This window comes from Streptomyces sp. NPDC086777 (assembly GCF_040702065.1).
Lineage (GTDB): Bacteria > Actinomycetota > Actinomycetes > Streptomycetales > Streptomycetaceae > Streptomyces.
In genome coordinates this window covers 76715-101649 of sequence record NZ_JBFBJI010000028.1, presented here as the reverse complement: position 1 = coordinate 101649, position 24935 = coordinate 76715, and the positions used below count along the sequence as shown (strand labels likewise).

General features: G+C 71.5%; 25 protein-coding genes and 1 pseudogene. 22 read left to right on the top strand and 4 right to left on the bottom strand.

Annotation, left to right across the window (positions count from 1 at the left end; translation table 11 throughout):
* Window positions 1–28: 28 nt before the first annotated feature.
* From AB0472_RS32640 to AB0472_RS32630, 3 genes are read left to right on the top strand one after another with little or no spacing between them, the layout of a single operon-like run.
* Complete coding sequence (locus AB0472_RS32640; protein ID WP_366361776.1) at window positions 29–832, top strand: hypothetical protein; 804 nt, start codon at window positions 29–31, stop codon at window positions 830–832.
* Window positions 829–1446 carry a hypothetical protein gene (locus tag AB0472_RS32635; protein WP_366361774.1) on the top strand — a complete coding sequence of 206 codons (618 nt, stop codon included), beginning with the start codon at window positions 829–831 and terminating at the stop codon, window positions 1444–1446. Before AB0472_RS32640 ends, AB0472_RS32635 begins: the two co-directional genes overlap by 4 nt.
* Window positions 1446–2042 carry a hypothetical protein gene (locus AB0472_RS32630; protein ID WP_366361772.1) on the top strand — a complete coding sequence of 199 codons (597 nt, stop codon included), beginning with the start codon at window positions 1446–1448 and terminating at the stop codon, window positions 2040–2042. Before AB0472_RS32635 ends, AB0472_RS32630 begins: the two co-directional genes overlap by 1 nt.
* Before the next feature lie 9 nt (window positions 2043–2051).
* Here the strand turns inward: AB0472_RS32630 and AB0472_RS32625 are convergent, their stop codons facing one another.
* Complete coding sequence (locus AB0472_RS32625) at window positions 2052–2720, bottom strand: hypothetical protein (protein ID WP_366361770.1); 669 nt, start codon at window positions 2718–2720, stop codon at window positions 2052–2054.
* Between the two features lie 485 nt (window positions 2721–3205).
* On the opposite strand from AB0472_RS32625, the gene AB0472_RS32620 reads away from it, so the two are divergent.
* From AB0472_RS32620 to AB0472_RS32555, 14 genes are all read left to right on the top strand, one after another.
* Window positions 3206–3937, top strand: a complete 732-nt coding sequence (locus tag AB0472_RS32620; RefSeq protein WP_366361768.1) for a hypothetical protein — start codon at window positions 3206–3208, stop codon at window positions 3935–3937.
* Between the two features lie 17 nt (window positions 3938–3954).
* Window positions 3955–4794: a hypothetical protein gene (locus AB0472_RS32615; RefSeq protein WP_366361766.1), complete on the top strand. Its 840-nt coding sequence runs from the start codon at window positions 3955–3957 to the stop codon at window positions 4792–4794.
* Window positions 4791–6098 carry an ATPase, T2SS/T4P/T4SS family gene (locus tag AB0472_RS32610; protein ID WP_366361764.1) on the top strand — a complete coding sequence of 436 codons (1308 nt, stop codon included), beginning with the start codon at window positions 4791–4793 and terminating at the stop codon, window positions 6096–6098. The genes AB0472_RS32615 and AB0472_RS32610 overlap by 4 nt, the downstream gene beginning before the upstream one ends.
* A gap of 6 nt (window positions 6099–6104) precedes the next feature.
* The gene (locus AB0472_RS32605) at window positions 6105–7112 is read left to right on the top strand and encodes a type II secretion system F family protein (protein WP_366361762.1); all 1008 of its coding nucleotides are present in this window, start codon (window positions 6105–6107) and stop codon (window positions 7110–7112) included.
* Window positions 7109–8029 carry a type II secretion system F family protein gene (locus tag AB0472_RS32600; RefSeq protein WP_366361760.1) on the top strand — a complete coding sequence of 307 codons (921 nt, stop codon included), beginning with the start codon at window positions 7109–7111 and terminating at the stop codon, window positions 8027–8029. The genes AB0472_RS32605 and AB0472_RS32600 overlap by 4 nt, the downstream gene beginning before the upstream one ends.
* A gap of 69 nt (window positions 8030–8098) precedes the next feature.
* Window positions 8099–8350: a hypothetical protein gene (locus tag AB0472_RS32595; protein ID WP_366361758.1), complete on the top strand. Its 252-nt coding sequence runs from the start codon at window positions 8099–8101 to the stop codon at window positions 8348–8350.
* Window positions 8351–8402: 52 nt separating this feature from the next.
* Window positions 8403–8852, top strand: a complete 450-nt coding sequence (locus AB0472_RS32590) for a TadE family protein (protein ID WP_366361756.1) — start codon at window positions 8403–8405, stop codon at window positions 8850–8852.
* The gene (locus AB0472_RS32585; protein ID WP_366361754.1) at window positions 8853–9272 is read left to right on the top strand and encodes a TadE/TadG family type IV pilus assembly protein; all 420 of its coding nucleotides are present in this window, start codon (window positions 8853–8855) and stop codon (window positions 9270–9272) included.
* Window positions 9269–9730, top strand: coding sequence for a pilus assembly protein TadG-related protein (locus AB0472_RS32580; protein WP_366361752.1), 462 nt, complete (start codon window positions 9269–9271; stop codon window positions 9728–9730). The genes AB0472_RS32585 and AB0472_RS32580 overlap by 4 nt, the downstream gene beginning before the upstream one ends.
* 310 nt (window positions 9731–10040) lie before the next feature.
* Complete coding sequence (locus tag AB0472_RS32575; RefSeq protein WP_366361750.1) at window positions 10041–10391, top strand: SsgA family sporulation/cell division regulator; 351 nt, start codon at window positions 10041–10043, stop codon at window positions 10389–10391.
* Window positions 10392–10611: 220 nt separating this feature from the next.
* Window positions 10612–13599, top strand: coding sequence for a BTAD domain-containing putative transcriptional regulator (locus AB0472_RS32570; protein WP_366361748.1), 2988 nt, complete (start codon window positions 10612–10614; stop codon window positions 13597–13599).
* On the top strand, window positions 13596–14492 hold the full coding sequence (locus AB0472_RS32565; protein WP_366361746.1) for an A24 family peptidase: 897 nt from the start codon (window positions 13596–13598) through the stop codon (window positions 14490–14492). The genes AB0472_RS32570 and AB0472_RS32565 overlap by 4 nt, the downstream gene beginning before the upstream one ends.
* Before the next feature lie 84 nt (window positions 14493–14576).
* A complete protein-coding gene (gene mqnC, locus AB0472_RS32560; RefSeq protein ID WP_366361744.1) occupies window positions 14577–15776 on the top strand; it encodes a cyclic dehypoxanthinyl futalosine synthase in 1200 nt (399 codons plus the stop codon).
* Window positions 15777–15783: 7 nt separating this feature from the next.
* A complete protein-coding gene (locus AB0472_RS32555) occupies window positions 15784–16230 on the top strand; it encodes a hypothetical protein (RefSeq protein WP_366361742.1) in 447 nt (148 codons plus the stop codon).
* A gap of 62 nt (window positions 16231–16292) precedes the next feature.
* Here the strand turns inward: AB0472_RS32555 and AB0472_RS32550 are convergent, their stop codons facing one another.
* Window positions 16293–17351: a chitinase gene (locus AB0472_RS32550; protein ID WP_366361740.1), complete on the bottom strand. Its 1059-nt coding sequence runs from the start codon at window positions 17349–17351 to the stop codon at window positions 16293–16295.
* Window positions 17352–17656: 305 nt separating this feature from the next.
* On the opposite strand from AB0472_RS32550, the gene AB0472_RS32545 reads away from it, so the two are divergent.
* The 4 genes from AB0472_RS32545 to AB0472_RS32530 are packed head-to-tail and all read left to right on the top strand — an operon-like array spanning window position 17657 to window position 22563.
* On the top strand, window positions 17657–18052 hold the full coding sequence (locus tag AB0472_RS32545) for a hypothetical protein (protein ID WP_366361739.1): 396 nt from the start codon (window positions 17657–17659) through the stop codon (window positions 18050–18052).
* Window positions 18053–18074: 22 nt separating this feature from the next.
* Entirely contained in the window at window positions 18075–20477 is a 2403-nt protein-coding gene (locus AB0472_RS32540; RefSeq protein ID WP_366361737.1) for a bifunctional polysaccharide deacetylase/glycosyltransferase family 2 protein, read from the top strand.
* Window positions 20477–21844, top strand: coding sequence for an acyltransferase family protein (locus tag AB0472_RS32535; RefSeq protein WP_366361735.1), 1368 nt, complete (start codon window positions 20477–20479; stop codon window positions 21842–21844). Before AB0472_RS32540 ends, AB0472_RS32535 begins: the two co-directional genes overlap by 1 nt.
* A gap of 23 nt (window positions 21845–21867) precedes the next feature.
* Window positions 21868–22563 (top strand): demethylmenaquinone methyltransferase, encoded by a 696-nt coding sequence (locus AB0472_RS32530; protein ID WP_189266482.1) that lies wholly within the window; start codon window positions 21868–21870, stop codon window positions 22561–22563.
* 30 nt (window positions 22564–22593) lie between these two features.
* Here AB0472_RS32530 and AB0472_RS32525 read toward each other — a convergent pair whose 3' ends face one another.
* Entirely contained in the window at window positions 22594–22905 is a 312-nt protein-coding gene (locus AB0472_RS32525; protein ID WP_366361733.1) for a PASTA domain-containing protein, read from the bottom strand.
* Between the two features lie 143 nt (window positions 22906–23048).
* Window positions 23049–23552: pseudogene (locus tag AB0472_RS32520) on the bottom strand (GNAT family N-acetyltransferase); the annotation flags it as partial.
* A gap of 99 nt (window positions 23553–23651) precedes the next feature.
* Between AB0472_RS32520 and AB0472_RS32515 the strand changes: the two are divergent.
* Window positions 23652–24935, top strand: a complete 1284-nt coding sequence (locus AB0472_RS32515) for a geranylgeranyl reductase family protein (protein WP_366361732.1) — start codon at window positions 23652–23654, stop codon at window positions 24933–24935.

Genomic DNA, 24935 nt, shown 5'->3' with positions numbered 1-24935 from the left:
AACCCAGAGCGGAAAGAGCAAGGATCACGTGGCGAGTGAGGACGAGCGGTCCGTCGACGAGCTGTTCGCGGAACTGCCGGAGAAATGGCAGCGGTCGTTGGAGGAGGTGGGGATGGGGCTGCCGGAGCTGCGCCGTATCGCGGCCGGCCCGGACGGCATGCGACGGGTACGCACCATCCTCGCCGAGTTCTCCGACTCCGTCACCACTCCTCGTCCGGTGCGGGCCGGATACGGCGGCGGAACACCGGTATGGCCGTGGGCCCGGCTGCTCCTGGTGGCCGTCGTGTCGGTCGTCGTCTGTCTGCTCTCCAGCCTGTTCATCGGCAAGGCGGCGGCGTTCGTCGGGTTGCTGCTCGGGCTGCCGGTCATCTGGGTGGCCTTCAAGACCCGTGACTCCCGAGGGGCCCCCGCCGCCCGGTACGTCACCGCGGCCGCCTATCTCGTACTGGTCCTGGTCGGCTCGTACTTCGCCAACGGCTGGTACCTGCAGCTGCGTGGGGTGGAACAGACGGTCACCATCGCCACGCCGACCCACCAGTGGACGCACGGGACCCGTGAGACGTACTGCAGGGTCCGGCTGCGGGACGGGTCGGTCCACGAGGTGATCGACAACAAGGGGAACTGTGCCGACCGGGTCGGGCAGACGACCACGGCGGTCGTCGACCCGGCAGGTCACTACAAGCCCTCCCTCGGCACCAAGTCCGCGATCGGCGGCGTCTCCGAGGGCTACGTCTGCCTGGGCGCCGCCGTGGTGCTCGTGCTGGCGCCGGTGACCGTCGTGGTCATGGGACGGCGCAAGCGGTACGACCAGGCGATCGGGTCGGCGGTATGACAGACGGGACTGCCCGTACGGCCACCGCACCCCCCTCCGACTACCGTCTCGCCGTTCCCGAGGAGTGGGAGCGGATCGTGCTCGATCCCGAGCGGTGGCCGCACCGTATCGACAAGGTCGTCAAGCGGGGGCTGCGGCGGACCCGCGCCACCCCCCAGCTGGAGGCCGCGCTCGCGGAGCGGATGCGGGAGCAGGCCGAGGCGGCGCACGCCAACGGCGGGGTCGAGATGTACGTCATGAACCAGGTCCTCGGCCAGGTCCCGGTCTCCGCCGGCCTGGTCGTCACCCTGCTGCGGCCGGCTCCCGGCACCGAGGCCGGGGACCTCGGGGACATCGCCCGCTCGCTCGCCCTGCGTACGACCGAGGAGGCGGCGGACGTCACCCTCGTCGACCTCCCCGCAGGTCCCGCCGTACGCCACCGCTATCTGCGCCGCCCGGCCGCCGACGACCCCGACGGCAACAAGCTCGCCGTCACGCATCTGGACGTCTACCTCGCCGTCCCGAACGGCGACCAGCGGCTGCTGCTCTCGTTCTCGACGCCGATGGAACCGCTGGCGGACGCCCTGGTCGGTCTCTTCGACGCCGTCGCCCGCACCCTGCAATGGATGGCCTGATGCCCGAGTTCGCCGCGTCCACGGTCCACATGAAGGCGCCCGAGGACGCCGTGTCCCTGCCGGTACGCGCGCCGGAGGCCGACCTGCGCGCGTGGGCCGCGGAGGCCGCCGCGCGCCGCGTCGGACCCGACGGCGACCCGAAGCTCCTCACCGCCCTCGCCGCCGAGCTCCGTGAGGCCGCCGCCGACTCGCGCGAGCGCGGACCGGTCACCGCGCTGTCGTACGTGCCGGAGCCGCGGCTCGGGGAGCTGGCGCGGATCGAGCTGTCGGCGCTGGTCGCCGACGACACGTACCCGTCGCTGAGCGTCGAGCTCCTCCGGAGCTACCTCGCCGCCCCCACCGCCGACTCCTACCGGCCGCCCGAGGCCGAGCTGTGCACCCTGCCCGCCGGGCCCGCGGTGCGCGTCCGGCACGCGTACGTCCGTGACGTCGGCCGGGACGGGCTGGGGACGATCATGGAGACGTGCGCGTACGGCATCCGGGCCGACGAGACGTGGGCACTGGTGCTGTTGACGTCCTGGCAGGCGCCGACCCGCACGGACGCCCTGTGCGAGCTGACCGACGAACTGGCGCGGACCGTACGGGTCACGGCCTAGCCGGAACGGTCACGCAGCCGTCAGGTGACCGACCAGGGCCTCGCCCTCGAAGGACGTCAGACGGCACCAGGAGCCGTCCGTGAAGGTGATCCGGAAGTCTCGTCCGCCGACGCTGAACGGCCGCCGTTCGACCGTGGCGACCGTGCTCAGGCCGGTCTCCCAGAGGATCTCCTCCCAGGGGTTCCTGGGATCCTGGAGCCCGCCGAGGACCAGCAGGCGGCGGTCGGTCAGGACCAGGTGCGTGACGTCGGTGTCGGGGCGGCGGGCCGGGTCGAGTTCCCAGGGGAGGGTTCGGGCGACCGTGCCCGGGGCGGCCCACAGCACCGGGAAGTCGGTCTCCTCGTTCTCCGGGTCCTCGCTCCTGCCCAGTCCGGGACCGCCGGAGCCGCCGCCGGAGGGCACGTTGCCGTCGGCGGCCACGGCCAGGGCGAGCACACCCAGGAGGAACGTGACGCCGAGGACGGTCCGCACCACGAAGCCGGTCCTGGACCTGAGCCGGTAGACAGGTCCCGTCGGCCAGCCCGGCAACTCGCCCTGTATGTCCCGCCGTTCGGGGTCTCGGAACCAGCGCCTGCCCTGCACCCGGTCCGCCGCGCCGGTCGCGAAGGACACCGGCGCGCGCGCCACGATCTCCTCGCCCTCCGGGGGGTGCCAGGAGTGGCGCTGCGGCACGGTCACGGTCGGTCCTCCTCAGGGTGGTTCACGGCGGCGGGATCCGTCGTCCGGCCGGGTGATCCGTGATCCTAGTCAGGCCGGCGTCGGAAACCGGCCGCCGGCGTGAGCACTTCGTGCAGGCCTGATGGGCGCACGGTGACGGCACCGGGTGCGGACCGGCCACGAGCACGGTGCGGTCGATTCACCGGCGCACACCTCGGCATCCCTTGAAGTGTCCAGAGACTCAACCGCCGCACGGGCCACCGCCGTTGCAGATCGCAACGACGATTTCAGTGAGGTCAAGGAGTCCGGCCGCGCCTTGAGGGGCTTATGTGCGGCTGATACGGTGCGATCGCTTGACACGCACCCCGCGGGCGAGTATTTGGCCGGTCCGGGGTGATTGGTGTGGAGTGTCCGCTTTCGTCGTGCCGGTGGGCAGGGCGACGAGCGTTGACAGGTTTTCAGAGTTCTTGACAGACACTGTCTTGGCTGTAACGGGGAGCGGTTGCGTGAAGATCCAAGAGCGTACGGGGGCGGGCGCCGGTCGTTCCGCCGGTCCGGCTCAGCCTTCGGTCGGTGACCGCCTTCCCACCGCGCCGCGCGAGCGCAAGCCCGCTCTGGCCGCGCTCGCCGTCCTGCTGATCCTGCTGGGCGCGCTGGGGGCGACGACGCTCGTGCTGCAGGCGGGCGACCGGATCGAGGTCATCAAGGTGACCGCCGACATCCAGCCCGGCGAGTCCGTGACCAACAGCGATGTGACCTCCGTGATGGTCGCGGCCGACGACAGCATCAACTACATCCGGTGGTCCCAGCTCAGCGCCCTGGAGACCCTCAAGGCCAAGACGACCATCTACAAGGACACGGTCGTCATGGGGCAGATGTTCGGCACGGGGAGCACCCTCTCCGCCGGCAAGGCCGTGGTCGGCCTCTCCCTCAAGGAGGGCCAGTACCCCGCCAGGCTCAAGACCGGTGACGTCGTCGCCGCCTACCGTGTCAGCAGCAACGGCGCCTCCACCGGCGGCAGTTCCTCCTCGTCGTCCTCCGGCGGCAGCGACTCCCCGATCGTCAGCCAGGCCAAGGTCAGCTACGTGCCGGACAAGCAGAGCGGCGACGGCTCCCTCGTCAGCAGCACCAACCTCGCCGTCACGCTCACCGTCGACAGCGGCGACGCCGCCGCGCTGGCCCAGGCCGCCTCCACCGGTTCGGTCGCCCTCGTCCTCGTATCCGGCAACGGCAACTAGAAGGCGGCCCCCACCCCATGGCGCTCATCGCAATCGCCGCCGACAAGGGCTCCCCCGGCGTCACCACCGCGGCCGTCGCGCTGGCCGCGGTCTGGCCGCGCCGGGTCCTGCTCGCCGAGGCCGACCCGGCCGGCGGCGACCTGGTCTACCGCAGTGCCGCCGCGCACGGCGGACCGCTCAACCCGAACACCGGCATGCTGTCCATCGCCGCCACCGCGCGGCGAGGGCTCGTACCGGACCAACTCTGGGATCACGTCCAGCCGTTGAGCGGCGGGCTGGAGGTGCTCGTCGGGCTCGGCATAGCCGAGCACGCGGCCGGGCTCGCGGGGCTGTGGCCCACCCTCGGGCACGCCTTCGCCGCCCTCGCCGACTCCCCGAACGCCCCGGCCGACGTCATCGCCGACTGCGGACGGATCAGCGGCGACACCCCGGCCGTCGAGATGTTCCCGCACGCGGCGCTCGTGCTCCTCGTCTCGCGGACCGAACCCGAGGCGCTCGCCCGGGTCCGGGACCGGGCCGCCGCCCTCGCGCAGAAGCTGCACGGCGGCCCGCGCGGCGCCGCCGCCCTCGCCACCCCGCTGATCGGGGTGGTCCTGGTCGCCGACCCGTCCAGCTCGGGCAAGCTGGTCAACCAGGTCAACGACATGCTCGTGCACGCCCAGACCGGCGCCCGCGTGGTCGGCACCATCGCCGACGACCCGGCCGGCGCCGACCAGCTCGCCGGCCGCAAGCGCGGCCGCCTCGACAAGTCCCTGCTGATCCGCTCGGCCCGCAAGGTCACCGCCGACCTCCACCAGCAGTACGGCGCCGCCTGGTCCGTACCGACGCAGGCGCCGCACGCGGGGGCCGGCCGGTGACCGCTGTCGACCACCAGCTGGTCAAGCGGTTCCGGCAGGACGCCGGCGACCGGATCGCCGAGCAGCGCCGCCAGGACCAGGCGTCGGGCGTCACGCCGATGTCCACCGAGGACGAACGCCAGTACGCCCGCGCCGTCATAGCCCAGATCCTGGAGGAGTACGCCCGCGCGGAGATCAACGCCGGACGCACCCCGCTGGACGCGGAGACCGAGGAGCAGTACGCGGCCGCCGTGCACGCGGCACTGTTCGGCGTGGGCCGGCTGCAGCCGCTGCTCGACGACCCGGACGTCGAGAACATCGACATCAACGGGTGCGACCAGGTCTTCGTCGGGTTCAGCGACGGGCGGGAGGCCGTCGGGGATCCCGTCGCGGAGACCGACGAGGAACTCGTCGAGCTGATCCAGGTGCTCGGTGCCTACTCCGGCCTGTCGTCACGCCCGTTCGACTCGGCCAACCCGCAGCTCGACCTGCGGCTTCCCGACGGGTCCCGGCTCTCCGCCGTCATGGACGTCACCCGGCGGCCCGCGCTCTCCATCCGCCGCGCCCGCATGGGCAAGGTCTTCATCTCCGACCTCGTGGGGAACGGGACGCTCACGCCCGAGGTCGCGCACTTCATGGCCTGTGCCGTCCGCGCCCGCAAGAACATCATGATCGCGGGGGCGACCAACGCCGGCAAGACGACGCTGCTGCGCGCCCTCGCCAACGAGATCCCGCCGCACGAGCGGCTGATCACCGTCGAGCGCGCGCTGGAGCTCGGGCTCGACACCTTCCACGACCTGCACCCCAACGTGGTGGCGTTCGAGGAACGGCTGCCCAACTCCGAGGGACAGGGCGCCATTTCCATGGCCGAACTGGTCCGCCGGTCACTGCGTATGAACCCGTCCCGGGTCATCGTCGGCGAGGTCCTCGGCGACGAGATCGTCACCATGCTCAACGCCATGTCCCAGGGCAACGACGGTTCGCTGTCCACGATCCACGCCAACAGCTCCAGCGAGGTCTTCAACCGCATCTCGACCTACGCGCTCCAGGCCTCCGAGCGGCTGCCCATCGAGGCCAGCCAGATGCTGATCGCGGGCGCGGTGAACTTCGTCGTCTTCATCCAGCGGCGCAACAACTACCAGACCGGCGGCCGCCTCCAGCGCATGGTCACCTCCGTCCGTGAGGTCAACGGCGTGGACGGCAGGGTGCTGTCCAGCGAGGTGTTCGCGGAGGCCCACGACGGCCGGGTCGTCCCGCACGCGCCCATAGCCTGCCTGGAGGACCTGATGGCCTACGGCTACCAGCCGCACGGGGCGTGGGGGTGACATGACATGAACCTCAATCCCTTCGCCTCCCTGGGCTCCATGGGCGGGCTGTTCTCCAGCACGGTTCTCTACGGCCTCGGCTGCGGTGTCGCGGTCGGCGGCGGACTCGCGCTGCTGATCCTGGCCGTCCGCGGCCTGCCCGCCAAGCCCGAGCACGAGAAGCAGAAGGCGAACGAGCGGGCGGCCGAACTCGTCCGGTTCGCCGGACAGCGCGGTTCGCTGGCCGCCATCGTCGGGCTCGCGGTGCTGCTGCTGACCCGCTGGGCGGTGGCCGGCATCGCCGCCGGCGTCCTCGTCTTCTTCTGGGACAAGCTGTTCGGCGGTGCCGCCGAGGAGCGGGCCGCGATGAAGCGCGTGGAGGCCCTCGCTTCCTGGACCGAGTCGCTGCGCGACACGATCGCCGGCGCGGTCGGCCTGGAGCAGGCCATCCCGGCCTCCGCCCGCGCCGCCGCACCGATCCTGCGGCCGCACCTCGACGCCCTCGTCGACCGGCTGCGCGCCCGCACCCCGCTGCCCGACGCACTGCAGCACCTCGCCGACGAGATCGACGACGCCTCCGCCGACATCATCGTGGCCGCGCTCATCCTCAACGCCCGCCTGCGCGGCCCCGGTCTGCGCCAGGTACTGGGCGCGCTCGCCAAGTCGGCACGCGAGGAGGTCGACATGCGCCAGCGCGTGATGGCCCAGCGGGCGTCCACCCGGCGCTCGGTGCAGATCGTCGTCGCCGTGTCGGTCGCGTTCGTCCTCGGCCTCGCCGTCTTCAACCGGGACTTCGTCGCGCCGTACGGCACCGCCGTCGGACAGCTGGTCCTCGCCCTGGTCTGCGGGCTGTTCGCGCTCGGCTTCTGGTGGCTGCGCAAGCTGTCCACCATCGAGACCCCGGAACGCTTCCTGGTCCGCGACCAGTCCTCGGTCCAGTTCGTACGACCGCCCAGCACCGCGCCCGGCCGGCCCGGTGCGCCCGGTCACCCCGGTCAGCAGACCCTGCCCACCGAGGAAGGAGCCCGCCAGTGAATCTCACGATGCCGATTCTCGTCGGCGTGACCCTGGGGCTCGGCGTCTACGTCCTGATCCGCGCCCTGATGCCGTCCCGGCGCAGCGCGGTCGCCCAGGTCGCGCGGATCGACGCGATGCGGGCCCGCGGCGCGGCCTACGAGTCCGCGCGGCAGACGCCGGACACCGGCCGGCTCGGCACGCTGCGCGCCGAGGTCGGCGAGCGGGTCGCCGAGTTCTACCGGCAGCAGGGCTGGGAACAGCGCTCGCTCCGCGCCGACCTCGCCGTCCTGGACCGCAGCTGGGAGAAGTTCCTCGCGACCAAGGTGCTGCTCGCGGCGGCCGGCCTGATCTTCGGGCCGTTCCTGTTCGCCGTCGTCTACACGATGGGCTTCGGCCACAACCCCGTCATCCCGGTCTGGCTGGCGCTGGCCTGCGCGGCCCTGTTCTTCTTCCTGCCCGACCTGGAGGTACGACGGGACGCGGCCGACAAGCGCCGGGACCTCAGGCGCGTGATCGGGGCGTACCTCGACCTGGTGTCGATGAGCCTCGCCGGTGGCCGCGGCCTGCCCGAGGCCCTGATGGCGGCCGCCGAGGTCTCCGACGGCTGGGCCAACCAGCGCATCCGCAACGCCCTGGCCGACGCCCGCATCACCGGCGTCAGCCAGTGGCAGGCCCTCGGAGCGCTCGGCGAGGAACTCGGCGTGGAGGAGCTCAAGGACCTCTCCGCCTCCCTCGCCCTGGTCGCGGACGACGGCGCCAAGGTCCGTGAGTCCCTCGCCTCCCGCGCCGAGACCATGCGCCACCGCGAACTTGCCGAGATCGAGGGCAGCGCGGGCGAGAAGTCCCAGTCGATGCTCGTCGCCCAGCTGCTGCTGTGCGCCGGCTTCCTGGTTTTCCTGATCTTCCCGGCGGCGATGCGGGTGTTCCAGGTGTGAGCCGGCCCGAGCTGACCCGAGCTTCGTAGAGAACCTTCGCCAACTGCTGTTTCGAGAGGACAAGTCATCATGAACGGACGGAACGTCAGCACCGGGATCCCGGCGATGGACTTCCTGGTCACCTTCCTGCAGGCGCGCGTGCAGCGCGCCCGCTCCGGCGAGCTCGACCGCGGTGCCTCCGCCGTCGAGTGGGTCATCATCTCGGCGGTCGTCGTGGCGATCGTCGGCGTGGTGGCGGCCATCATCAACGCGGCGCTGAGCGACGGCGCCAACAAGGTCGGCAACTGCATCAAGGGCGCCAACGCCAGCGGAACCTGCTGAGCGGACGAGCGCGACCACGACGGGGGTGACGGGGGTGACGGGGGTGACGGGGATGTCCGCGGGCAGGAGCGGAGGCCTGCGCGGCTGGGTACGCCGCAGGACGGCGGCCGCGCGCGGCGACTCGGGCATGACCGCGATCGAGTTCGTGTTCCTCACCCCTGTCCTGTTCTTCATGATCTTCGCGACGGTGCAGTTCGCGCTGTACTTCTTCGCGGATCACGTGGCCCAGGCGGCGGCCCAGGCCGGCGCACGCAAGGCCCGCGCCACCGCCGACGCGGAGCCCGGCGCCTGGCGCGGCGAGGCCCAGGACGTGGTCGACTCCTACATCAGGCAACTCGGCCCGCAGCTGGTCCTGTCGCCCGACGTCAGGATGGTCCAGCCGGAGCAGACCACCGTCGGCGTCGAGATCACGGCCCGTATCCCGACGGTGTTCCCGGGCCTGGACCTGACGGTGCACGCGCGGTCCGCGGGGCCGGTCGAGCGGTTCGTGGAGGACAACTAGATGTCCGCCGTGGAGAAGAGAGCTCCGGACGGCGACCGGGGACTGTCGACCGTCGAGGTCGTCATCCTCGCCCCGGTCATGATCCTGTTCATCCTGGTCCTGGTCGCCTTCGGCCAGCTCGTCGACGGCCGCGGCGCCATCGACGGCGCCGCGCGGGACGCGGCCCGCGCCGGGTCCATCCAGAAGGACCACGGCACGGCCATGTCGGAGGCGCAGAAGGCCGCCGACGCGGACCTCTCCGACGTCTGCTCGGGGCCGGTCTCCGTCGTCCAGACCAGCGCGGGCTTCGAGTCCGGCGGCATCTTCACGGTCCGGGTGAGCTGCCGGGTGCGGGGCCTGGCCATGCTGGGACTGGACATACCGACGACCCTGTCCTCGACGTTCTCCTCGCCCCTCGACCCGTTCCGGAGGGCGGCATGAGCCTTGCGGTGCTGCGCAGTTGGTGGACCGCGCGCCGGCTCCGTCTCGACGACCGGGGCTCGGGGGCGGGCGCGGTCATCATCTTCGCCCTGGTCTTCCTCTCGCTGTCCGCGTTCGTCATCGACGGCGGCCTGTCCATCTCCAAGCGCGAACGGGCCGCCGACATCGCGGAACAGGCGGCCCGTTACGCGGCCCAGGACATCGACCTGGAGCAGCTGTACGAGAACCAGGGCGACGCGCCGATCAACTTCCAGGACTGCGACGCCCGGGTGAAGACCTTCGCCCGCGAGATGGACATGTCCGCCGCGGACGTCGCGGGCACGCACTGCGTCGCCGCCGACGCCCAGCAGGTCCAGGTCGAGGTCCAGTTGACCTACGAGCCGGTCTTCACCGGCATGTTCTACGGCGGCGCGATCGTGGTGCACGGTGAGGCGACCGCCGAGAACGAGGTCGGCTAACCACCGGGCGCTCCGCTTTGCTCGGGGAGGGCCGCCGTGCGCCGTCGTTCGGCTGCGGCGGCGTCGTGGCCGGTCGCGCAGTTCCCCGCGCTCCTTCGGGGCGCTGGTGCCGGGGGCCACGGGGGGCGGGATCCGCCGGGGGAGTGGGATCGGCATCCAGGTCTTCGGCGGCCCAGGCGGCGCTGATCACTGCCGGCCCACCCGAAAGTGACACATGTCACTCAAGTCACTTGTGTTTCCGGCGTCATCAGGCCGCCGTCGGGCGCTCTCACTTGTACGACGGTCCATCACGCACCCCCGGAGACGATCCGTGCCCATCACGCTCGAGCAGCCCACCGGTGCCCGCCTGCTCACCGCCGACGAGCAGGAGGTGGCGGTCCCCGCGACGCTCCGCTACACCTCGGCCGACCCGCAGGCCGTGCACTTCGTCTTCCCGCCGTGGATCTCCCTGGACGGCGAGGAGGTCGTCTGGAGCTTCGCGCGGGCCCTGTTGGAGGAGGGCCTGTCGGGCCCGGCCGTGCTCGGCAACGTGCACGTGCGCCCGTACGGCGACTCCCGCACGGTCGTCGAACTCCGGGCGGAGGAGGGGGTGGCGGCGATCAGCTTCCCGACCTCCGCCCTCACCCGCTTCCTGCTGTCCTCGCTGCGGGTCACCGGCTGACGGACCGTGTGGGGCGTGTGGAGGGGATGTGTGCGGGTCGGGTGACGGTGACTCCGGCCAATGGGGAGCGGGTTGGTGAAAGCGGAGAATTCGGGCGGCGGTTGGTCGTTCCACCCCTTCGACGCTGTCGGTGCCAGTCAATAGGATCGTCAAGGGGACCTCGGCTGGCTCGATGCGCCCCCGGCCCACTCCTTCCACACACGACCCCGGGACACCCGCCATGGCGCGACGCAGCACATCAAGCTCGACGGGAAGGCCGACGGGCACCGCTCCGTCGGGTCCGCGGAACCGGACCCCGCAGCCGGTGCGGTTGCGTCGGCGTACGTTCGGGGACGTCGTCAAGGCGTTCCTCGCCTTCGTGGTGCTGCTGGTCCTCGTCGTCGGCGTCCCCGGCGCCCTCGCCGTGGCGGTCGGCTGGCCCCTGCCGCGCAGCGCGCCCAGCATGGACTGGCTGTCGCAGCCCATCGACGTACAGACGTTCCTGAACGCGCTGACCGTCGTCGTCTGGCTGGCCTGGGCCCAGTTCACGGCCTGTGTGCTGGTGGAGGTCAAGGCCGCCGTCTCCGGTGTCGGCCTGCCCGGCCGGGTTCCCGGTGCCGGCCCCAGCCAGCTGCTCGCCCGCCAGCTCGTCGCCGCGCTGCTGCTGGTCGGTGCCACCGCCGCCAGCTTCACCCCGGGCCTCTCCCAGCTCGGCCACAGCCTGGAGGGCAACCAGAAGGGCACGGTGGCCACCGCACAGGCGACCCCCGGCATCCTCGCCCAGCAGCAGGAGCAGGCGAAGAGCACCGCCGCCGCCCTCGCCGAGCAGGCCGGCCACGCCGCGGCCCAGGCCGAACAGGGCGGCTCCACCGCCACGCACGGGGCGACGAAGTACTACCGCATCCAGCCGCCCGAGGGCCGCCACCACGACTCCCTGTGGGAGATAGCGCAACGCCACCTCGGCGACGGCCGCCGGTACAAGGAGATCTACGAGCTCAACAAGGACCGCATCCAGCCCGACGGCTCCCGGCTCTCCGAGGCCAGCCTCATCCGCCCCGGCTGGATCATGGAGATGCCCGGCGACGCGCACGGCGGCGAACTCGTCGAGAACCCCGACGCGCACGTCTCGCCTGAGGTCCGGCAGCAGATCGGCGACTACGCGCAGACCGGCGACCACGCCCAGCACCAGCAGCACCAGGAGCGGGGCGGCGGGCAGCACGCGGGCGGCGACGGGGCCACCGCCCAGATCACCGTGCCCGCCCAGCGCCAGGCCGGCGACACGGACGCCCCCGCCGCGCACGGGACCTCCACGGACTCCCCCTCCTCCTCTTCCTCTTCCTCTTCCTTCGGCCTCTCCGAGGCTCTCCTCGGTGCCCCGCTGCTCGCCGCCGGCCTGCTCGCCGCCCTCGGCCGCAGGCGCCGGCAGGCCTTGTGGCAGTCGGCGCTCGGCGCCGTCGGCGGCCACCGCGGCATGGAGCCGCCGATCCCGGCCGGCGACGCCCAGGACGTGCAGGACGCGCTGCTGGTCGGCGCGGACCCGGAGGGCGTACGACAGCTCGACCGGTCGCTGCGCGGGCTCGCCGCCGCCCTCACCGCCGAGTCCCGTTCGCTCCCCGTCGTCTACGCGGCCTGGCTCAGCCACGGCGACCTGCACCTGCAGCTCGCGCAGCCGGCGGGCAAGCCTCCGGCGCCCTGGCAGCTCGGCCAGGACCAGACGTTCTGGACGCTGTCGCGCGCGGACGCCGAGCGCTACGAGGAGACCGACGCGGCCGCCCCGTACCCCGGTCTGGTCAGCCTCGGCACCATGGACGACTCGCGGCTGCTGCTCAACCTGGAGGCCGTGCCCGGCATCGTCTCGCTGAGCGGCCGCGAGGCCGACCGGGCCGCCGTGTTCGCCTCCGTCGCCGCCGAACTCGCCACCAACGGCTGGTCGGACCGGATGACCATCACCCTCGTCGGCTTCGGCGCGGACCTCACCCCGCTCGCCCCCAACCGGCTGCGCCATCTCGACGACGTGGAGGCGCTGTTCGAGACGATGGAGGCGGAGACCCGGCAGCGGCGGGGCGCGCTCGGCGCCGCCGACCACCACTCGGTCCTCACCGGCCGCACCGGGCCCGCCCAGCACACCCGCTGGGCGCCGCACCTCGTCCTGCTCGCCACCCAGCCCTCCACCGACGACGCCGTGCGCCTCGCCGAACTCGCCGCCGACGCCGCCCGGCTCGGCATCGGCTACCTGGTCGGCAGCGAGCGCGACGACCTGCCCGGCGCAGCCTGGGCGATGGAGATCACCCCGGACGGCAGGCTCCTCGCCCCGCTCCTCGGCCTCGAACTGGAGGCCCAGCTGCTGCCGGCGGTCCAGCAGCGCGCGGTCGTCGAACTCTTCGTGGAGGCCGACCCCGAGCGCGACCCCGACGGGCCCACCACCACCCCGCCGTTCCTCGTCGACATCAGCGAACAGGGCCGCCCCGCGGTCTACGCGCGGCTCGTCGGACCGTACGAGATCATCGGCCTGGACACCCCCGACGGGGACCGCAGCCCCCTCCTCCACGAGGCCCTCGCGCTCCTGCTCCTGCACCGCGAGGGCGTGCACCCGCGGGTGCTGTCGTCCGCGCTGTGGCCGCGGGGCGTCACGGAGGACGTCCGCGACGCCCTCCTGGAGCGGCTGCGCGGCTGGCTCGGCACCGACCCCGACGGCAGCCCCCGGCTGCGTGCGGACGCGGCCGGGCGCCTCACGCTCGCCAAGTCCGTCGTCTCCGACCTCGACGTACTGCGTTCCCTCTACTACGAGGCCACCCAGGGCAAGGGCGTCGACAGCCGGGCGGTCCGCGGCCGCCTGCTCACCGACGCACTCGTCCTGGTACGCGGCCCGCTGCTCGCCGACCGCGCCGAGGGCCGCTACCGCTGGCTCACCCACGAGATCGTCGACGCCCAGCTCCCGCTGCTCGTCGCCGACATCGGCCTCGCGCTGTCCGCGTTCCACCTGGAGAAGGACCGCGCGGAGAAGGCGATCGAGGCGCTCGGCGCGGCGCTGCGGACCGCCCCGGCGGACGAACGCCTCTGGAACGAGCTGCTGCGCGCCACGCACACCACCGGCGACCCGGACCGGCTGCGTGCCCTCGCCGCCGACCTGATCGCCCGCAGCGGCGCGCGCGGCCTGCCCCCGCGTACCGAGGCACTCCTCGACGAACTCCTCCCGACCTGGCGCGACGGCGCCGCCGCCACCGGATGACCACCGCCCTCGACCTCGCCCTCCCGGCCGCCGCCGCCCTCTGGGGCGCGACGGCCGGGTCCCTGCTGCCCCGCTCCGCGTACCGCTTCTCGGTTCCGGCGGGGGAGGAGTGGCGGACGTCGTGTCCTGCGGGCCACCCCGTCAGGGGCTGGCTGGGCCGAGCGCCCTGCGGCGACTGCGCGACGACGGCGGCCGAACCCGCGGCCGACGAAGCCGTGGCCGACGGAGCCGTGGCCGACGGACTCGTGGCCGACGGAGCCGTGGCTGAGGGAGCCGTGGCCGAGGGACCCGTGGCCGACGGACTCGTGGCCGAGGGACCCGTGGCCGACGACGGTGAGAACACCCCACCGGGGCCACCCGCGCCCACCCCCCTGGCCCTCGCCACCGCGACGGTCTGCACCGCGCTCGCCCTCGCCACCGGCACCCGCCCCGAACTCGCCGTCTGGCTGCTCCTGGCCCCCGTCGGCGTCCTCCTCGCGGTGGTGGACTTCCGGGTGCAACGCCTCCCCGACCCCCTCACCCTCCCCCTCGCGGCCGCGGCCCTCGCCCTCCTCGGGGCGGCCGCCCTGCTCCCCGAACACGCCGGAGACTGGCTGACCTCCCTCTACGCGGCCCTCGCCCTCGGCGGCGCCTACTTCGTCCTCTTCCTCGTCAACCCGGCCGGCATGGGCTTCGGCGACGTCAAGCTGGCCCTCGGCACGGGCGCCGTCCTCGGCTGGTACGGCTGGCCCACCGTGCTGCTCGGCACCTTCGCCGGGTTCCTGCTGGGCGCGCTGTACGGCGGTGCGCTCGTCGTCGTACGGCGGGCCGGGCGCAAGACGGCGATCGCGTTCGGGCCGTTCCTGATCACGGGGGCGTTCGCGGGGCTGCTGGTGGGGGCGTACACGGCCTGAGCCCGGGCCGTTCGAAGGGCGGGCGCGGGGCTGGCGTAGGCTGGTTCGGTCCGTCCACAAGCCATTACGAAAGGGACGCGCCCGGTGACCGAGAAGGCCGACCTTCAGTCCGTCCTCGACCGTGCCGCTGCCGGTGGGCGGATCACCCCGGAAGAGGCGCTCGACCTCTACCGCGACGCCCCGCTGCACGCGCTGGGCGCCGCCGCCGACGCCGTGCGCCGCCGCCGGTACGCGGGCACCGAGCACATCGCGACGTACATCATCGAGCGGAACATCAACTACACGAACGTGTGCGTCACGGCGTGCAAGTTCTGCGCCTTCTACGCGGCCCCCAAGGACACCGCCAAGGGCTGGACCCGCGACCTCGACGACATCCTGCGCCGCTGCGCGGAGACGGTCGAACTGGGCGGCACCCAGATCATGTTCCAGGGCGGCCACCACCCCGACTACGGCGTCGAGTACTACGAGAAGCACTTCAAGGCGATCAAGGACGCGTTCCCCCAGCTGGTGATCCACTCCCTGGGCGCCTCCGAGGTCGAGCACATGGCCCGGATCTCCGGCGTCTCCGTCGAGGAGGCCATCACCCGTATCCACGCGGCGGGGCTGGACTCCTTCGCGGGCGCCGGCGCGGAGCTCCTCCCCGCGCGCCCCCGCAAGGCCATCGCGCCCCTCAAGGAGAGCGGCGAGCGCTGGCTGGAGATCATGGAGACGGCCCACGGGCTGGGCGTCGAGTCCACGTCGACCATGCTCATGGGCACCGGCGAGACCAACGCCGAGCGCATCGAGCACCTGCGCATGATCCGGGACGTCCAGGACCGCACGGGCGGCTTCCGCGCCTTCATCCCGTACACCTACCAGCCCGAGAACAACCACCTGAAGGGCCGTACCCAGGCCACGCTCTTCGAGTACCTGCGGATGATCGCGATCGCCCGCCTCTTCATGGACAACGTCGCCCACATCCAGGGCTCCTGGCTGACCACCGGCAAGGAGGTCGGCCAGCTCTCGCTGCACTACGGCGCGGACGACCTCGGCTCGATCATGCTGGAGGAGAACGTCGTCTCCTCCGCCGGTGCCAAGCACCGCTCCAACCGCCTGGAGATCATCGACCTGATCCGCAAGGCGGGCCGCGTCCCGGCGCAGCGCGCCACGACGTACGAGCACCTCGTGGTCCACGACGACCCGGCGAACGACCCGGTCGACGAGCGGGTGATGTCCCACATCTCCTCGACGGCCATCGAGGGCGGCACCGCCCACCCCGAGCTGAAGCTGCTCGCCTCCAACTGACCCCGCCGTGCTGACGATCCACGCGGCGACCGAGGTTCGCCACGACTGGGACGGTGCCGCCCTCGGGGACGGCGCCGTCGTCGTCGAGGGCGGCCGGATCGCCGCGGTGGGTACCCTGTGGGACCTGCTGGAGCGCTTCCCGGGCACCCGGGTGCGGAGCTGGCCCGGAGTACTCGGCCCGGCGCGCGTCCACGAACGCGAGCTCCCGGACGCCCCGACGCCACGGGAACGCGTGCACGCGGTGCTGAAGTCGGGTGCGACGGCGGTCCTCGAACGGCACGCCGACTCCCCGGAACTCCGAGCCGCGGCGGCCCGGAACGACGTCCTGGTGCTGACCCGCGCCCCGCGGACCCGCCTCGACGAGAACGCCAGGGCCGACCTCGCGGTGTTCGACGAGTCGGGGGAGTGCATCGCGACGGTGTGCGCGGGCCGCCTTGTCCACAGACGGCGCTAGCAGGTCTTCAGGGGCGTCGCGGGGCACCGCGCGAGCGGCCCCCGCCCACCCGCACAGGACACTCAGCCGGCGAACGCCTCCCCGAACGCCCCCGAACTCTGAGTCACTCCGCTGCAGTTCGTCGCCGCGTCGTCGTCCCCGGAACTCCCGTTCGCGCACTGCTGGTCCCGGAACGTCGACCACATCGACACCCATGCGACGCCCTCCTGCTCCGCGAACGCCCGTACCTCCTTCGCGTCGGACAACGAGAACGTCTCCCCGTCGACGTCGTTGACCCCGATCATCGAGGTCAGCGCCATCCCGCCCCACGCTCCCGCGTCCGACAGTCCGAACACCTTCTTCAGCTGCGCGTGCGCGGCCTTCGCCGAGGTGAGCGCGTAGCCGCCCATGTCCCCGCCGTACGACTCGCCGTAGTTCATGGTCATGATGTTGACGGTCGAGACCTGCACGTCGTACTTGTTCGCCGACGCCAGCAGCGCGAGGCTGTCGGAGTCGAGCCCGGACGGCATCACGGGAAGCGTGAAGGAGACCTCCAGGTCCGGCCGTTCCCTCTGGAGCAGCGCGATCGCCTCCGACCGCAGCGCGACCGAGCCGGAGTCGGTCAGCGTGTCGCCCTCGATGTCGAAGTCGGCCTGCGTGGAGCCCGCGGCGTCCAGCGCGGCGCCGTACGCGGCGGCGAGTTGCGACGCGCCGGAGCAGGTCGTCGCCAGTTCCTTGCCGGAGGCCCCGCCGAAGGACACCCGGACCGACGCGCCGTCCTTCGTCAACCGGGAGATCCGCGACTTCACGGCCGAACTGCCGACGGCGTCCGTCCCGTTCCACGCCGGTGTGCAGCTGCTGCCGTCGGCGATCACGAAGGCCAGGTTATACGTCGAGGGCGATCCTGCGTCGTCCGTGCCGGCGGCCTCCGTCGCGCTGACGTAGGGCGCGTAGGACGTGCCGGACCCGGCCGACCCGGCCGACCCGTCGGCCTCGCTCGCGGACGCGGACGCCGACGCGGACGCCTTCTTCGACGGTGCGGGCGCCGAGTCCGACGTGGCGCCGGTACCCGAGGAGCACCCCGTGACTGCCATGGCAAACAGGCAGGTAAGCCCGGCAGCCGGCCTGAGGAAACTCCGCATTAACATGCACCCGCTCTCGTGATATGTGTCTCAGGCTCGAAACAAAGCCTGATTCCAAAGGAAAACGTCTCACACGGTCATAGCGTTCAGCGGTTCGATCAATACATGGAAACCTCATGGAACGAAGGGTGCGAAGGGGGTGAAAGGTGCGGCATGAAAGGGATGTTCAGGGGGCTTCCCACCCTCTCCCGTCTCCGCAGGTGTTCACAGAATCTCTCAGCGAAAAGACAGGTCGAGGGGTTTCTCATGGGCGCCTCACATGAACTCCGAAGGCGATCACATAAAGGCTCCCTAATATCCGTGGAATGCAATCCGAGCCTGCCATCGAAAGCCGCGCCGCGGGGCGTGGTCGCCGCCGCAAACAAGGCAACGGGTCTGCCGAAGGGCCCGTCTTCGTCGATTCCTCCGGGCGCCGCTCCAAGGTGCTGCGACGCGTCGGCCTCCTCCTCGGCGTCGTCTGCCTCGCCTACACCGGAGTGCTCGGCGCCGCCTTCATGGGCTGGGGAACCTCCCTCACCCCGGACTCGCTGATCCCCGACTTCGCGCGCGCCGGCAACACCCCCGGCGGCGAACGCCCGCAGGGCGGCATCGGCCGTCAGGCCGGCCTGCCCAGCGGCCGCCTCTCGGCGCGGCCCTCGACCGCCACCACCCCGTCCGCGTCCGCGTCCGCATCCGCCACCGCATCCGCCACCGCGGACTGACCGGGAACGCAGGCCTCTCCCCATGACTACTCCGACGTCCGCACGCGGCCGCAGGCGCGCCCCCACCCGCATCGAGCGGGCGGCGGGCAGGGCCGCGGCGCTGCAGAAACCCCGTGTCATCCTCGCTCTGCTGCTCCTGCTGGCGCTGACCTGCGTGATGCTGCTCGACGGCTATCTGCGGGCAGAGGTCGGCGGCGACCAGCGGGTGCGCACCGGAGCGAGTTCCGGCAAGGTCCCGGACAGGATTCTCGACGGCGGCCCGATCCTCACCTTCCGGGGCGGCCAGGCGACCACCGTCTCGGTCCCCGCCAAGACCATCGCCCTCACCTTCGACGACGGCCCGAACCCGACCTACACCCCGCAGGTCCTCAAGATCCTCCAGCAGTACGACGTTCCCGCCACGTTCTTCCTGGTCGGCTCGATGGTGTCGCGCTACCCGGGCATCGTGAAGACGATGGTCCAGCAGGGCAACGAGGTCGGCATCCACACGTTCACGCACGTCGACCTGTCGTACCAGAGCGACGCCCGGATCAACCGTGAGATGCAGCAGACGCAGCTCGCGCTGGCGGGCGCGGCCGGCATCACCACGACCCTGTTCCGCGCGCCGTACTCCTCGGAGACGGACGCCATCGACAACTACAGCTGGCCGGTCTACAAGAAGCTCGGTGACGAGGGCTACACCAGCGTCTTCGTCGACACCGACAGCGACGACTGGAAGAGGCCGGGCGTCTCGAAGATCGTCAAGTGGGCCACCCCGAGCGGCACCAGGGGCGCCGCCGTCCTCTTCCACGACGCCGGCGGCGAACGCTCGCAGACGATCAAGGCGCTGCCTGCCTACATCAAGAAGATGAAGGCGAAGGGCTACACCTTCACCACCGTCAGCGGTGTCGTCGAGAAGCGCAACGCCGCGAGCCGGCAGACCGCCGCGGCGAGCACCACCACGGACGGCGGGGCCACCACCGGCCTCACCGAGGCCGGCGTGACGGGAACCGGCACCGCTTCCGGTACGGGCAACGGTTCCGGGCCCGGTGCCGGCACCGCCCCGAACGGCGAGGGCGGCACCGCCCCCGGCGGGGGCGCCGGCGCCGGCACCCGCGCCACCGCCGTCTCCCGACTCCAGGCCGCCCACCGCACGGCCACCGGCATGACCCTCTACGAGGGCAAGGCCCTCATCGTGGCGGTCGCGATAGCCGAGTGGGCCCTCCCCGTCCTCTCCGGCCTGCTGTTCGTCGTCGGCGTCGCGGTGATGGGCCGCTTCGGGATGATGCTGCTCATCGCTCGCCGCCACTACAGACAGCGCAACAAACGCCGCTTCAGCTGGGGGCCGACGGTCACCCGGCCGGTGAGTGTGATCGTCCCCGCGTACAACGAGAAGGAGTGCATCGCCAACACCCTGGAGTCGCTGGCCCGGAGCACCCACCCGATCGAGGTCATCGTCGTCGACGACGGCTCCACGGACGGCACCTCGGAGATCGCCCGCGCCGCCGCCGACCAGCTCGGCATGCACAACGTCCGGGTCATCCGCCAGGAGAACGCCGGCAAACCGGCCGCCCTCAACAACGGCGTGCGCAATGCCAGTTACGACATCGTGGTGATGATGGACGGCGACACGGTCTTCGAACCGGAGACGGTACGGCACCTCGTGCAGCCGTTCGCCGACCCCGGGGTCGGCGCGGTCGCCGGCAACGCGAAGGTCGGCAACCGCAACACGCTCATCGGCGCCTGGCAGCACATCGAGTACGTGATGGGCTTCAACCTCGACCGCCGCATGTACGACCTGCTGCGCTGCATGCCCACCATCCCCGGCGCGATCGGCGCGTTCCGCCGCGAGGCGGTCCTGGGGGTCGGCGGCATGAGCGAGGACACCCTCGCCGAGGACACCGACATCACCATCGCCATGCACCGCGCGGGCTGGCGGGTCGTCTACCAGGAGCACGCCAAGGCCTGGACGGAGGCGCCCGGTTCGCTGAAGCAGCTGTGGTCGCAGCGCTACCGCTGGTCCTACGGCACCATGCAGGCCCTGTGGAAGCATCGCAAGTCCCTGACGGACAGGGGACCTTCGGGCCGCTTCGGCCGCGTCGGCATGCCCCTGGTCGTCCTCTTCCAGATCGTCACCCCGGTCTTCGCTCCGCTCATCGACGTGTTCACGGTCTACTCCATGATCTTCGTCGACTTCGAGGCCGCGCTGCTGGCCTGGCTCGCCGTTCTCGGTGTCCAACTGGCCTGCGCCGCGTACGCGTTCCGCCTGGACGGGGAGAAGTACCGCTACCTCGCGATGATGCCGCTGCAGCAGCTGGCCTACCGCCAGATGATGTACCTCGTCCTCATCCACTCCTGCATCACCGCCCTCACCGGCGGCCGCCTGCGCTGGCAGAAACTCAAGCGCACCGGCGAGGTCGGCACCCCGGCAGGGGTGAGCGGCTGATGACCTGGGACCAGCAGGACCCGTACCAGCAGAACCCGTACCAGCAGAACCCGTACCAGCAGAGCTACAACGGTTATGACTACGACCCCTACGGCGGCCGGCAGCAGTACGCCGAGGACACCTACACCCAGGCACCGCACGAGACGACCCCCATGCCCCTGGTGGAGCGGCAGCCGGTACCGGAGCCGCGGCCGGTATCGGAGCCGGAGCCGACCGCCGCCGCTACCGCTGTGGGCAGTCGTTCCGCAGGGCGGAACGGGCGGGCACAGCCGACGGCACCGTCGACCGAAACAGCGGACGCCAGGGAGCCCGACCCGAACCCGCGCCCCAAGCCCCCCGCAAGGGACCGCTACTTCGACACCCTCAGGGCCGTCGCCCTCATCCGCGTCGTCACCTACCACACCTTCGGCTGGGCCTGGTGCGGCATGGTGTTCCCCTCCATGGGCGTCATGTTCGGCCTCGCCGGCACCCTTATGGCGAAGTCCCTGGAGCGCCCCGCGCCGAAGGTCGTCAGGAGCCGCCTGCGCCGCCTCCTCCCGCCCTTCTGGTTCTGGGGCTTCTTCGTCGTCCTGGCGATGCTGATCCACGACTGGATGCCGGGCTGGCAGATCGTCTACTGGATCGTGCCGTTCGGCGACCCGCCGGGCAACGCGTGGGGCGAGCAGGCCTGGGAGATCCTCTGGTACCTGCGCACCTACCTCTGGTTCGTCCTCCTCTCCCCGCCCCTGCTGTGGATCTTCCGGAAGGCGCCGGTCCCGGTGCTCCTCCTGTCCCTCGTCCCGATCCTGGTCCTGAACTTCGTCTGGTCCGGTCCGGACAATCGCTTCGGCAGCGCCCTGTGGGACCTGTCGACGTACCTCTTCTGCTGGATCCTCGGCTTCGCGCACCGCGACGGCGTGCTCCGACGGATGAAACCGGCCCTGGTGATCGTCGGCTCGCTCGCCGCCGTCGGCTACGGCGGCTGGTACGCCTTCTCGCACCAGGCCGACTTCGGCACCTACGACCTGGACGAGAACCCCCTCGCCCAGGCCTTCTGGTCGGCCGGGTTCGTGATGCTGCTGATGTGGGCGAAGGCCTACTTCACGATCGACTTCCGCCGGCTGACCCGCCACCGGAAACTCGACCGGACGGTCACGATCTTCAACGCCCGTGCGGTGACGATCTACCTCTGGCACGAGATCGCCCTGGTCCTCGCGGTCCCCCTGATCGACCAGATGTGGAACGTGCCCGCGTTCGAGAAGTGGCTCCCGCTCGACAGCCAGTGGTTCATGTTCGGCGTCGGCTGGATCCTGATCGCGGTGTTCGTCGTGGCGTGCGGCTGGGTGGAGGACGTGGCCGCGAAGAAGAAGCCCAAGCTCCTCCCGTGACGGCGTGCTGCAAGAATGGCGAGGTGACCCGCGCCTCCCTGAACAAGCAGCCGCACGAAGTCGCCTCGATGTTCGACGACGTGGCGGAACGGTACGACCTGACCAACGACGTGCTGTCGCTCGGCCAGGACCGGCAGTGGCGGAAGGAGGTCGCCAGGGCGGTCGACGCGCGCCCCGCGCAGAAGATCCTCGACCTGGCGGCCGGCACGGGCACCTCCTCCCAGCCGTTCGTCAGGGCCGGCGCCTACGTCGTGCCCTGCGACTTCTCCCTGGGGATGCTCCAGGTCGGCAAGCGGCGCAACGCCTGGATGCCCTTCACCGCCGGGGACGCCACCCGGCTGCCGTTCGGTGACGACACCTTCGACGCCGTGACGATCTCCTTCGGGCTGCGCAACGTCCAGGACACCGACGCGGCCCTGCGCGAGATGTACCGGGTGACGCGGCCCGGCGGGCGGGTCGTGATCTGCGAGTTCTCGCACCCGACCTGGGCGCCCTTCCGGACCGTCTACACCGAGTACCTGATGCGCGCCCTGCCGCCGGTCGCCCGCGCGGTCTCCTCCAACCCGGACGCCTATGTCTACCTCGCCGAGTCCATCCGCGCCTGGCCCGACCAGCCCGCGCTGGCCGGCCGGCTGCGCGAGGCGGGCTGGTCGAAGGTGGCCTGGCGCAACCTCACCGGCGGGATCGTCGCCCTGCACCGGGGCTTCAAGGAGGCCTGAGCCCCGGCCCGGGGCCCACCGGCCGGGGAATCACAGGCTGCTCACCTCGAAGGTGTTGTCCCCGGGCTGGTCCAGCTCCCGTTGCAGCCCGCCGCCGGGCGGCCGCGGGATGCGTGGCTCGCGCACGCCTCCGCCGCCGTCGCTCTCGCCGAAGTCGAACCACACGTACACCATCGAGTCCCGCGGCACCTCGGCACCGGGCTGCGGGAACTGGCGCACGACGTAGTCGACGACCGTGAGATGGAAGTCCGGACGGTCCGGCGCGTTGAGGAACAGGCCCCGCGACCGGGCGCTCTCGCGCGCGTCCACGGCCATCAGCCCGACCAGCCGTGGCACGCGCACTTCGGGTGTTTTGGGTGTTATATGCACAGATGTCACCCCCAGCGGTACTGGAAGGGTAACCCCCGGCACACGGCCTCCGGAAGCGCCAAGTGTCTTTCTGTAACAGATCGATACTCTGTGTAATCAATCGGATCGTTGCCCCGCAGGTCGAGGCGGAAGCAGAGCGCCTCCTCCGGCAGGCGCGGGTGCGGGAAGGTCTCCCGCAGTTCCATCCCGAGGCGCCGGGTCACCGCGACCGACCGCTCGTTGCCCGGCCGCACCATCGCGACCACCGCCGGCACCCGCGCCGCCCGCAGCCGCCCCAGCGTCAGGTGCGCCGCCGCCGTCGCGTATCCCCTGCCCCAGTGGGCCCGCCCGAGCCGCCAGCCGATCTCGATCTCGCCCCTGGGCCCCCAGTCCGGCGCCCACGGCTGGGCGCCGGTGAACCCGATGACCTGCCCGGCCTCGTCGGTCATCGTCCACAGGCAGAAGCCGAGCTCCGCGTCGTGCCGGCGCTGGCGGGCGGTGAGCTCCTCGTAGACGGACAGCTCGGCGGCCCTGCCGCCGTGGAACTCCATGACCTCGGGGTCGTCGAAGACCCGGTGCCAGGCGAACGCGTCCTCGTGCGTGGGTACACGCAGCCGTACCGCGGGGAGAGCTCGGTTCACAGGGGCAGCCCTTCAGCCGGGTGATCAGTACCGCTGAATAGACTGCCCATGTCCAGTGCCGGTCGGCACGCAGATTTCGAGCCTTGGGGAGCCCCCGCCGTGACCGAGCCCCTCTCCGAAAACACCGCCGATGTCATCGTCGTCGGCGCGGGGCCAGCCGGCTCCACGACGGCCTACCACCTCGCCAAGTCCGGTCTCGACGTCCTCCTGCTGGAGAAGACCGAGTTCCCGCGCGAGAAGGTGTGCGGCGACGGCCTCACCCCGCGCGCGGTGAAACAGCTGGTCGCCATGGGCATCGACATCTCCGAGGAGGCCGGCTGGCTGCGCAACAAGGGCCTGCGCATCATCGGCGGCGGCACCCGCCTCCAGCTCGACTGGCCGGATCTCGCCTCCTTCCCCGACTACGGTCTGGTCCGCAAGCGTGACGACTTCGACGAACAGCTCGCACGCCAGGCACAGAAGGCGGGCGCCCGCCTCTTCGAGCGCTGCAACGTCGGCGCCCCGATCGTCGACGAGCGAACCGGCCGGATCACCGGCGTCCACGCCAAGCTCGGCGAGGAGAAGCGCGAAGTCACCTTCCACGCCCCGCTCGTCGTGGCCGCCGACGGCAACTCCACCCGGCTCTCCCTCGCGATGGGCCTGCACCGCCGCGAGGACCGCCCGATGGGCGTGGCCGTCCGCACGTATTTCACCTCCCCCCGCCACGAGGACGACTACCTGGAGTCCTGGCTGGAACTCTGGGACCGCCGCGGCGCCCAGGACCGCCTCCTTCCCGGCTACGGCTGGATCTTCGGCATGGGCGACGGCACGTCCAACGTGGGCCTCGGCGTCCTGAACACCTCCGACTCCTTCAAGGAACTGGACTGGCGCGAGGTCCTCAAGGCCTGGTGCGCCTCCATGCCCGAGGACTGGGGCTACACCCCCGAGAACATGACCGGCCCGATCCGCGGCGCCGCCCTCCCCATGGCCTTCAACCGCCAGCCCCACTACACGCGCGGCCTGCTCCTCGTCGGCGACGCCGGCGGCCTGGTGAACCCCTTCAACGGCGAGGGCATCGCCTACGCCATGGAGTCCGGCCAGATCGCCGCCGACGTCATCGTCCAGGCCCACGCGCGGGCCACGCCCAGCGGCCGCGAACTCGCCCTGCAGCGCTACCCGCGCGTCCTCAAGGACACCTACGGCGGCTACTACACGCTGGGCCGCGCCTTCGTGAAGCTCATCGGCAACCCGAAGGTCATGCAGATCGCCGCGCAGCGCGGCCTGACCCATCCGCTGCTGATGAAGTTCACTCTGAAGCTCCTGGCGAACCTCACCGACCCGACCGGCGGTGACGCGATGGACCGCATCATCAACGGCCTGAGCAAGGCGGCCCCGAAGGCCTGA

Excerpts from the sequence above, each read along its gene's own strand:
- AB0472_RS32635 (WP_366361774.1), top strand. The coding sequence starts at position 829 with ATGACAGACGGGACTGCCCGTACGGCCACCGCACCCCCCTCCGACTAC.
- AB0472_RS32630 (WP_366361772.1), top strand. The coding sequence starts at position 1,446 with ATGCCCGAGTTCGCCGCGTCCACGGTCCACATGAAGGCGCCCGAGGAC.
- AB0472_RS32615 (WP_366361766.1), top strand. The coding sequence starts at position 3,955 with ATGGCGCTCATCGCAATCGCCGCCGACAAGGGCTCCCCCGGCGTCACC.
- AB0472_RS32605 (WP_366361762.1), top strand. The coding sequence starts at position 6,105 with ATGAACCTCAATCCCTTCGCCTCCCTGGGCTCCATGGGCGGGCTGTTC.
- AB0472_RS32595 (WP_366361758.1), top strand. The coding sequence starts at position 8,099 with ATGAACGGACGGAACGTCAGCACCGGGATCCCGGCGATGGACTTCCTG.
- AB0472_RS32590 (WP_366361756.1), top strand. The coding sequence starts at position 8,403 with ATGTCCGCGGGCAGGAGCGGAGGCCTGCGCGGCTGGGTACGCCGCAGG.
- AB0472_RS32585 (WP_366361754.1), top strand. The coding sequence starts at position 8,853 with ATGTCCGCCGTGGAGAAGAGAGCTCCGGACGGCGACCGGGGACTGTCG.
- AB0472_RS32580 (WP_366361752.1), top strand. The coding sequence starts at position 9,269 with ATGAGCCTTGCGGTGCTGCGCAGTTGGTGGACCGCGCGCCGGCTCCGT.
- AB0472_RS32570 (WP_366361748.1), top strand. The coding sequence starts at position 10,612 with ATGGCGCGACGCAGCACATCAAGCTCGACGGGAAGGCCGACGGGCACC.
- AB0472_RS32565 (WP_366361746.1), top strand. The coding sequence starts at position 13,596 with ATGACCACCGCCCTCGACCTCGCCCTCCCGGCCGCCGCCGCCCTCTGG.
- AB0472_RS32550 (WP_366361740.1), bottom strand. The coding sequence starts at position 17,351 with ATGCGGAGTTTCCTCAGGCCGGCTGCCGGGCTTACCTGCCTGTTTGCC.
- AB0472_RS32545 (WP_366361739.1), top strand. The coding sequence starts at position 17,657 with ATGCAATCCGAGCCTGCCATCGAAAGCCGCGCCGCGGGGCGTGGTCGC.
- AB0472_RS32540 (WP_366361737.1), top strand. The coding sequence starts at position 18,075 with ATGACTACTCCGACGTCCGCACGCGGCCGCAGGCGCGCCCCCACCCGC.
- AB0472_RS32535 (WP_366361735.1), top strand. The coding sequence starts at position 20,477 with ATGACCTGGGACCAGCAGGACCCGTACCAGCAGAACCCGTACCAGCAG.